Below are 8,153 nucleotides of genomic sequence, written 5' to 3'. Positions count from 1 at the left end.
CGGGCAGCTCAGCCACCCGACCTCCGGGCGAGGTACGCGGCCTCGGTGCGGGTGGCCGCGCCGAGCTTGCGCAGGATGTTCGAGACGTGCACGCTCGCGGTCTTCATGCTGATGAAGAGCTCCTCGGCGATCGCGCGGTTGCCGAGCCCCTGCGCCACGAGTGCGAGGACCTGGCGCTCGCGGTCGGTGAGCGGCTCCGCGCCGCCTGGGGCGATGCCGGCGCTCGCCGCGGGGTCGACCCGGCCGAGGCGCCGCTCGAAGCGGTCGACGGCGTCGACGAGGAGCCCGAGTCCGGCGCGCTCCGCGACCACGCGGGCCTCGCGCGCCTCCCGCTCGGCCTCCTCGCGCCGACCGGCGGCCGCCAGCGCCTCGGCGAGGCGGAGCCGCGAGTAGGGGAGCAGGTGAACCTCCGCCGTGTCGGCCTCGTTCGCCCGGGCGGCGTCCGCCCATGCGCGAGGGTCGTCCCCCGTTCCCGAGACACCCGCGAGCTCCGCCTCGATGACGGCGATCAGGGCGGCGCCCGTGGGCCACTCGGCGGCCGTCGCGAGGATCTCGCGCAGCCTCGCCTCCGCGTCGATCCGCTCACCCCGCCCGTCGACGAGCGCGACGCCCTCGCGGCGGGCGGCGGCCACGATGCGGGCCACGACGACGAGCAGGAAGAGATCGGCGGAGGGGAGCGGCCGGTGCTCGGGACCGATCGCGTCGCGGACCTCGGCCCACGCGCCCGCGACGTCGCCGTTCTCGAGCGCGATCGCTCCGGCGACCTTGGCCAGGCCGACGAGCGAGAGCCGCTCGGTGCGCAGCTGGCGGCTCAGCGGCTGCCTCCAGCGGGTCAGGAGGGACGCCGCCTGCGCGCGGTCCCCGCGCCAGAGCACCGTCCAGATCTTGCGGCGCTGGAGGTGGGCCGCGAACCCCAGCGGGGCGTCGAGCTCCAGCGCGCGGTCGAGCAGCTCCTCGGCGCGGCGCCACTCGCCGGTCGAGGCCAGCGCGTCGGCCGTGTTGGCCATCAGCATCGCGCCGAGGGTGCGCGCGACCCCGTGCCGCCGGGCGTGCTCGGCGCCCTCCTCGCCCGCGGCCACCGCCTCGCGGAACCGCCCGAGGAGCGAGAGGGCGTCCGACAGGTTGAGCCAGTACCTCAGTCGGGCGGAGTCGTCCTCGCCCGCGAGCGCGCCGGCCAGCTCGAGCTGCTCCAGCCCCTCGTCGATCCGGCCGAGCTCGACGAGCGCCATGCCGCGGATGTTCGCCGCGACGCTCCTGCGCCCCTGCGAGCCGACCGCCTCGGCCTCGGCGGCCGCCGCATCGGCGACCGAGACCGCCTCGACGAGGTCGGCCTCGAGCATCAACCGGGCGGCGAGCTCGCCGAGGATCCGGGCGCGCAGCGCACTGGGCTCCCCGCCCTCGAGCAGGGCGAGCGCCTCGCGCAGCAGGGCGACGGAGCCGACCTGGCCGAGGTTGGCGAGGTAGGACGCCTTGTCGCGCAGCAGGGTCGCGCGGCACGGGGCGCCCAGCCCCTCGATCGCGAGCGCCTCGTCGACCAGCGCGACCGCCCGCTCGCTCTCGCCCGCGTCGCGGAAGTGGTGGGCGGTGGAGCCGAGGAGATCGGCCCGGTCGCGCCCGCGGGCCTCGGGCGGCACCTGCTCCCACAGCTCGAGCGCCCGCTCGCCCATGCGCGCGGCGAGGGCGTGGGCGAAGGACGTGCGCGCGTGCGCCATGGCGGTGAGCGAGGAGGCGAACGCCCGCTCCGCGTCGTGCGCGGCCATCCAGTGGTACGAGATCTCGGAGGCGGCGGACGGGCCCCGCGACTCGAGCGCCTCGGCGTAGCAGGTGTGCGCCCGCACCCGCTCGCCGGGCAGCAGCTCGTCGTGGATGGCGTCGCGCACGAGAGCGTGCCGGAAGCTGTAGCTGCTGCCGTCGACGACGAGCACGCCGCCGGCGATGGCCTCGCGCGCCGCGGTCTCGACCGAGTCGGCGTCGCCGTGCACCACCGTGATGAGGTCGTGCTCGACGCAGGTGCCGCCCGCCGAGAGCGTGCGCAGGATCTTCTGCGTCGGCTCGCTGAGCCCCTCGTAGCGGGCGAGCAGGACGTCGCGCAGCGATTCGGGGTAGCACTCGGGAACGGTCGCCGCCTCGGCGCGGGCGAACTCCTCGACGAAGAACGGCACCCCCTCCGTCCGCTCGACCACCAGGGCGAGATCCCGGGGCTCGACGGCCGTGCCGCGGAGGGAGGCGACCATCGCCTCGACGCCGCGCCGGTCGAGCCGGGCGAGCTCGCGCCGCTGCACCCGGTCGCTCCGCTCGAGCTCGGGCAGCCAGGCGCGGAGGGGATCGCCGCGGCGCAGCTGATCGCTGCGGAAGGTGAGGACCACGAGGATCCGGCCGGCGGTCGCGACGCGCACGAGGAAGCGGAGCACTCCGAGCGTCGCCGGGTCGACCCAGTGCAGGTCCTCCACGACCAGCACGATCGGACGCACCCGCGAGGCCGCCTCGAGGGCGACGGTGACCGCTTCGAGGACGGGCGGGGCGGCCGCGGCCGGCTCGCCGCTCGCGGGCAGCTCGGGGAGCAGGATGCGCAGCCCCTCGACCGAGGCGCCCGTCAGCGCCGCGAGCTCCTCCGGCCCCACCACCCGGGCCAGCTCGCGCAGCGGTGCGGTGATCGGCGCGTAGGGAGGCGCGTCGCGGTCGAGATCGACGCACTGGCCGCGGAGCACCAGGGCCTCGGGCGGCAGCAGCTGCACGAACTCGGCGACGAGCCTGCTCTTGCCGATGCCGGCCTCGCCGCCGACGACCACCGCGCGCGCACCCTGGACGAGCATCCGCTCGTAGGCGCGCCGCAGGGCCGCGAGGTCGTCGTCGCGACCGACGAGGACGGGCGGGGAGGGCGGGATCGGCATGGGAGTCATGGTGCCACCGGGCACGGACACCGGAGGGGGTCCGCGACGTGCGATGTCGGTTTCGCGCCGGTGCTCGACCGGAACGCGGCGGAGCCGTTCAGCCGCGGGCGGGAGCGCGGCGGAGCGCGATCACGAGGCGGCGGATCCGCAGCGGCCGCCGGATCGCCCGGCCCCGCTCCCGTCGGAGCCGCTCGCGCTCGAGGTCCTGCTCGAGGCGGCGCTCGCGCTCCTCGAGCAGTGCGGGGAAGGAGTACTCGCTCAGCATCATCTCGGTCCTCTCGTCGGGGGGATGAGAGGAGGCTGACGCGGGAGCGCCCGGCGGCGCATCGGGCGATCGCCTCATCCGCGGACCGGAGGAGGAGCCCGCGGACGGGGCGAGGTGGCCGACCGACAGGAGTCCGGGTCGCAGAGCGGCGCCGTCCGGGCGGGAGGCGCGTCAGGATCCGCGCAATGACGCGGATCGGCAGGGATAGGGCGATCGTCCGATGCGGCCTGCGGGGTCTTACGCGGATCGTCGTGGTCGGCGCAGAGAGCGCCCGAATGCGAAGGAGTTCGCCATGGTCTTCCTCATCGTCCTCGCCGCCCTGATCGTCTGGGCGATCGCCGCGGCCGTCGTCTGCGTCGTCCGCGACGGCCACGGTCCCCTGCCGACGCGGACGGGGACCGAGCGGATCGTGGGCGGTTTCTGACGCCTCGGGGAGATCAGCGGCCCCGCGGAAAGACGTCCGGCTCGCGGAAAGACGTCCGGCTCGCGGAATCAGGACGATTCCGCGAGCCGAACGCGATTCCACGAGCCGGAGGTGCTCCCGCAGAGGGAGCCCGCGGGGCGCCGTGCTCGCTACGCCGTGCGGCGGCGCCGCAGGATCGTCAGCACCGCTCCCGAGAGCAGCAGCAGGAGCGCCGCTCCCGCGAAGCCGGCCGTGTCGGAGCCGGTGTGCGCGAGCGAGCCCGAGTTCCCGCCTCCGGCCACCGGGACAGCGGTGGCGGTGGGCTGCGGCGACGGAGCGGCCGTGGGCTGCTCGGTCGGCGCGGGGGTGCCCGGCTCGGTCGGCGCGGGAACGGGCACGGCCGGAGCCGCGACCGACGTCAGCGACCAGTTCGCGTCGAAGAAGTCGGCCTGGTCGATCACGCCGCGCTCGCTCGCCCAGTCGATGAGCAGCTGGCGGATCTCCTGCAGCTCGTCGTAGACGACCGGGGCCTCGGCGACGGCCGGGTAGGCGCCTCCGCCGCTCTGACGGTAGTTGTTGACCGCCATCACGAACACGTCGTCGTCGGCGACCGGGGTGCCGTCGAGCTGCGTGAGGTCGCGGATCCGCGACCCGGCGGGCTGCGAGATGTCGATCGCGTAGTCCAGGCCCGAGAGAGCGTCGTAGTTGTAGTCCGGGATGCCCGTCGGCCGGTCCTCCGTGACCGCGTTCGTGCCCGTGGCCGGGTCGAACGGCGCGCCCGGCGCGACCTGGTTGAAGTAGCGGGCCGAGAACTCGAGGTACTCGCGCACCTGGGCTCCGGTCATCTCCACTCCGCGCAGGGTGTTCTCGTAGATGTAGAGGCCCGCGATGTCGCGGATCGTGACCTGCCCCTTCGGGAAGACCGCGGTGCGCGAGAACGGCGACGCCTGCGAGATCACCGGGACGTCCGCCCACTCCGTGCCCTCGAGCGCCGTGTCGACGGTCTCGGCCTGGACGGAGTTGATGAAGTCGATGATCGGGGTGTCCTCGTAGCGCGAGGTCTCGGCCGAGAGCTCCTCGACCGACTCCGCGACGGGGGTGTTCACGTAGTCGATCGTCGTCGCGTGCTGCTCGGCGAGCGCCTCGAGCACCGCGGTCGACTCCTCCGGGATGTCGCGCGCGTAGACGGCCTCGGCGGCGGGCGCCCGGCCCGCCGACCAGTCGACCTGCAGGTCGCCGGCCGCGTCGGGCACCAGGTTCAGCGTGACCTCGGTGAGGCCCTGCGCCCAGTAGTAGGGCTGCGTGACGAGCACCTGCTCGCCGGCGACGTTCGTGACGAGCGTCTGCGGCACGTCCTGGTGGCTGTGCCCGGCGACGAGCACGTCGATGCCGGGGACCTGCGTCGCGATGTTGTTGACGACGTCCTCGTTGAGGTCGGCCGGGTCGTAGTCGGCGTCGGCGACGGTGCCCTGGCCGGTGTGCGCGAGCACGACGACCACGTCGGCCTCGGCCTGCACCTTCGGGACCCACTCCTTCGCGGTCTCGACCATGTCGCGGAACTCGAGCACGCCGTCGACGTACTGCTCGTCCCAGACGCGGACGCCCGGGGTGACGAGGCCGAGGACGCCGACGGTGACGGTCTCGCCGTCGATCTCGCGCTCGATCAGCGTGTAGGGCTTGTGATACGGCTCGCCGGTGGCGACGTCGACGACGTTGGCTCCCAGCAGCGGGGCGTTCAGATCGCCCTCGTAGGCGCTGAGCATGTCGAGGCCGTAGTTGTACTCGTGGTTGCCGACGACCTGGGCGTCGTAGCCGATCGTGTTGAACGCGGCGGCCATCGGGTGCGTCGTCTCGTCGGCGAGGACGCCCGCGGCTCCGTCGCCCAGACCGTAGTAGTAGGTGAGCGGGGTGCCCTGGATCGCGTCGCCGTTGTCGAAGACCAGGACGGACTCGTCGCCCTTCTCGGCGCGGAGGCGGTCGACCTCGGTCGCGACGCGGGTGAGGCCGAGGGTGTCCTCGCCCTCGTACGGCGCGTTCGCGAAGTAGTCCCAGTTGTAGACGTGTCCGTGGGTGTCGGTCGTCGAGACGAGCGTGAGCTCGAGGCCGTCCTCGACGGTGGCCGCTGCCGCCGAGGGGGCGACGGTGGCCGCTCCGAGGGCGGCGACGACGAGGAGGCTGGCAGCGCGGTATCGGCGCATCGGTGTCCTGTTCGCGTGATGGGTGGAGAGTGAACGTCTTCGAACCTAGGCCGGATGTGTGAACGCCGTGTGTCGGATTCGAGAGCATTGCTCGGCGATGCATCCCCTCCGCCTCCTGAGCGCCCCCGGAGCCGCTCCGCTAGAATCGAGCGGCTGGTCGCGCAGAAGCGGCATCTCGATGCCGGGCCGGCCCGCCGAGGCCCGGTGGACCCGAAACGGGCCGGGCGCCCACCTCCCCGTCGAGAAGGACACGCCATGCCAGCAATCGTCATCACCGGCGCCCAGTGGGGCGACGAGGGCAAGGGACGCGCCACCGACCTCCTCGGCAGCCGCGTCGACTACGTCGTCAAGTTCAACGGCGGCAACAACGCCGGCCACACGGTCGTCGTGGGCGACGAGAAGTACGCGCTGCACCTGCTCCCCTCGGGCATCCTGACGCCGGGCGTCGTCCCCGTCATCGCCAACGGCGTCGTCGTCGACATCGAGGTGCTCTTCCACGAGCTCGAGGCGCTGAGCGCCCGCGGCGTCGACGTCTCGAAGCTGCTCGTCAGCGCCAACGCGCACGTCATCACGAGCTACCACCGCACCCTCGACAAGGTGACGGAGCGGTTCCTCGGCAAGCGCCAGATCGGCACCACGGGCCGCGGCATCGGCCCCGCGTACGCCGACAAGATCAACCGCGTCGGCATCCGGATCCAGGACCTCTTCGACGAGAACATCCTGCGTCAGAAGGTCGAGGGCGCCCTCGACCAGAAGAACCACCTGCTGGTGAAGGTCTACAACCGCCGGGCGATCCTCGTCGAGCAGGTCATGGAGGACCTGCTGCAGTACACCGAGCGCCTGCGCCCCATGGTCGCCGACACCTCGCTCGTGCTGGCCCAGGCCCTCGATGCCGGCAAGACCGTGCTCTTCGAGGCCGGCCAGGCCACGATGCTCGACGTCGACCACGGCACCTACCCGTTCGTCACGTCCTCGAACGCGACCTCCGGCGGAGCCGCCACCGGCTCCGGAGTCGCCCCCAACCGCATCGAGCGCGTCATCGCGGTCATCAAGGCGTACACGACCCGCGTCGGCGCCGGCCCGTTCCCGACCGAACTGTTCGACGAGTGGGGCGAGTACCTCCGCAAGCAGGGCTTCGAGTTCGGCACCACGACCGGCCGCCCGCGCCGCTGCGGCTGGTACGACGCCCCCATCGCCCGCTACTCCGCGCGCATCAACGGCGTCACCGACTTCGTCCTCACCAAGCTCGACGTCCTCTCGGGCCTCGAGACCATCCCCGTCTGCGTCGCCTACGACGTCGACGGCGTGCGCCACGACGAGGTCCCGGTCTCGCAGAGCGACTTCCACCACGCGAAGCCGATCTACGAGGAGTTCCCCGGCTGGCAGGAGGACATCACCGGCTGCCGCACCTTCGCCGACCTCCCGCAGGCCGCGCAGGACTACGTCCGCGCGCTCGAGGCGATGAGCGGCGCCCGTTTCTCGGCCATCGGAGTCGGCCCCGAGCGCGAGCAGGTCGTCGTCCTGCACGACCTCCTCGACTGACCCGCAGCCGTCGTCGCTCCGCGCCTCACTCGCTGGTCGAGTAGGGCGTCTCGAGACCGACCACGTCCGGGGCGCGCGGATCTCGATGCGCCGCCGCGCGGCTCCTCGATCAGCGAGGGTGCGAACCGCCGCGAAACGGCCCTTGCCCTCCTGCTGAACCCCTTCTCGCGCCCACTCGCAGTCGGCATCAGCACCGAGCCGGCTCGAAACGGGCCCCGCGGAGTCGACAGGCCCCGCCGAGCGACCACTGAGCGCCGCGTCCCCCTGCTGGTCGAGCAGCGCCGCAGGCGGGTATCGAGACCCACCACGTCCGGGACGCGCGGATCTCGATGCGCCGCCGCGCGGCTCCTCGATCAGCGAGGGTGCGAGCAGAGGGGCGGGACGGGCTCCGCCCGTCCGGTCGGCAAGGGGGCGCATCCGCAGCCGCGGGCGGGGGATGATCGGCGGATGCAGATCTACGCGGACCTCCCCGCCGTGCGCGCGCGGCAGATCACGGCCGACGCGCTCGCCGTCGCCGTCGCCGCGATCTCGATCGCGGCCGGTATCGCCGTGGCGAGCCTGATCGCCGGGCTGGCCGAGATCGGGCGCCGCCTCGAGAGCGCGGGCAGCGGCTTCGGGTCCACCATGTCCGACGCCGGGACCACCCTCGGCGGCATCCCGCTGCTCGGCGACGCCGTGCGCGCGCCCTTCGACGAGGCGAGCGGAGCCGCCGCCGTGCTGGCCGCCGCGGGTCGCGACCAGCAGCAGCTCGCGGGGGCCCTCGCGATCGTGGCGGGCCTCGCGGTCGGCGGACTGCCCCTCCTGCTCCTGGCCGTGCTCTGGCTGCGTCCGCGACTGCGCTTCGCCCGCCGGAC

At 73.5% G+C, this 8,153-nt stretch carries 6 protein-coding genes; 3 read left to right on the top strand and 3 right to left on the bottom strand.

From position 1 onward, the window contains the following. Window positions 1–8: 8 nt before the first annotated feature. Window positions 9–2,891, bottom strand: coding sequence for a helix-turn-helix transcriptional regulator (locus B0T42_RS18160; protein WP_158078182.1), 2,883 nt, complete (start codon window positions 2,889–2,891; stop codon window positions 9–11). 97 nt (window positions 2,892–2,988) lie between these two features. Next, window positions 2,989–3,159 (bottom strand): hypothetical protein, encoded by a 171-nt coding sequence (locus B0T42_RS20280; protein ID WP_158078181.1) that lies wholly within the window; start codon window positions 3,157–3,159, stop codon window positions 2,989–2,991. A gap of 289 nt (window positions 3,160–3,448) precedes the next feature. On the opposite strand from B0T42_RS20280, the gene B0T42_RS22090 reads away from it, so the two are divergent. After that, window positions 3,449–3,580: a hypothetical protein gene (locus tag B0T42_RS22090; protein WP_269087541.1), complete on the top strand. Its 132-nt coding sequence runs from the start codon at window positions 3,449–3,451 to the stop codon at window positions 3,578–3,580. A 149-nt stretch (window positions 3,581–3,729) separates the two neighbouring features. On the opposite strand, the gene B0T42_RS18155 is transcribed toward B0T42_RS22090, so the two are convergent. Next, window positions 3,730–5,757 (bottom strand): bifunctional metallophosphatase/5'-nucleotidase, encoded by a 2,028-nt coding sequence (locus B0T42_RS18155; protein WP_077224395.1) that lies wholly within the window; start codon window positions 5,755–5,757, stop codon window positions 3,730–3,732. Between the two features lie 255 nt (window positions 5,758–6,012). Between B0T42_RS18155 and B0T42_RS18150 the strand changes: the two genes are divergently transcribed. Continuing rightward, window positions 6,013–7,299, top strand: coding sequence for an adenylosuccinate synthase (locus B0T42_RS18150; protein ID WP_055794202.1), 1,287 nt, complete (start codon window positions 6,013–6,015; stop codon window positions 7,297–7,299). 447 nt (window positions 7,300–7,746) lie between these two features. Then, window positions 7,747–8,153 (top strand): hypothetical protein (locus B0T42_RS18145; RefSeq protein WP_077224394.1); only part of this gene is annotated, 407 nt, incomplete at its 3' end.

Source organism: Rathayibacter rhapontici, from assembly GCF_001995175.1.
Lineage (GTDB): Bacteria > Actinomycetota > Actinomycetes > Actinomycetales > Microbacteriaceae > Rathayibacter.
This window is presented reverse-complemented; position numbering and strand designations above follow the sequence as displayed.

Excerpts from the sequence above, each read along its gene's own strand:
- B0T42_RS18160 (WP_158078182.1), bottom strand. The coding sequence starts at position 2,891 with ATGCCGATCCCGCCCTCCCCGCCCGTCCTCGTCGGTCGCGACGACGAC.
- B0T42_RS20280 (WP_158078181.1), bottom strand. The coding sequence starts at position 3,159 with ATGATGCTGAGCGAGTACTCCTTCCCCGCACTGCTCGAGGAGCGCGAG.
- B0T42_RS22090 (WP_269087541.1), top strand. The coding sequence starts at position 3,449 with ATGGTCTTCCTCATCGTCCTCGCCGCCCTGATCGTCTGGGCGATCGCC.
- B0T42_RS18155 (WP_077224395.1), bottom strand. The coding sequence starts at position 5,757 with ATGCGCCGATACCGCGCTGCCAGCCTCCTCGTCGTCGCCGCCCTCGGA.
- B0T42_RS18150 (WP_055794202.1), top strand. The coding sequence starts at position 6,013 with ATGCCAGCAATCGTCATCACCGGCGCCCAGTGGGGCGACGAGGGCAAG.